The 414-nt window shown below is 65.7% G+C and carries 1 pseudogene; it reads left to right on the plus strand.

Going from position 1 to position 414, the window contains the following annotated elements:
* Positions 1 to 198: 198 nt before the first annotated feature.
* Positions 199 to 414 (plus strand): annotated as a pseudogene (locus SB751_RS28340) (hypothetical protein); the annotation flags it as partial.

Here is a 414-nt window from a genome sequence, read left to right on the forward strand (position 1 = left end):
CTTCGGCGGGCGTGCGGCCTGTTCTTTTGGGCGGCGTATTCAGGTAAGCGACAGTGGCAGCGTCACGCGGAATTTGCAAAATAGTGTGAAATGCCGCCCCGGGGTCCGAACCGAGCGGCGGGCCGCCGGTCGAACGTCGCTCGAGACCGCGCGTGACGCGGCTGTTCGTTGCACCCAACCCCTATCAGGATTGTCGCCATGTCCCACGCTGTTGCCGTCGCGCTGTTTCTTCACCTGCTGGCCGTCGCCGTGTGGGTGGGCGGGATGGTCTTCGCGAATTTCTGCCTGCGCCCGGCGCTGTCCGACCTGACGCCGCCGCTCCGGTTGCCGCTGATCGAAGGCGTGTTCGGCCGCTTCTTCAACTGGGTGTCGGGCTCGGTGATCGTGATCCTGCTGTCCGGCGGGTTCCTGCTG

The sequence above is a fragment of the Cupriavidus sp. SIMBA_020 genome, from assembly GCF_046535395.1.
In the GTDB taxonomy this organism is placed as follows: Bacteria; Pseudomonadota; Gammaproteobacteria; order Burkholderiales; family Burkholderiaceae; genus Cupriavidus; species Cupriavidus campinensis.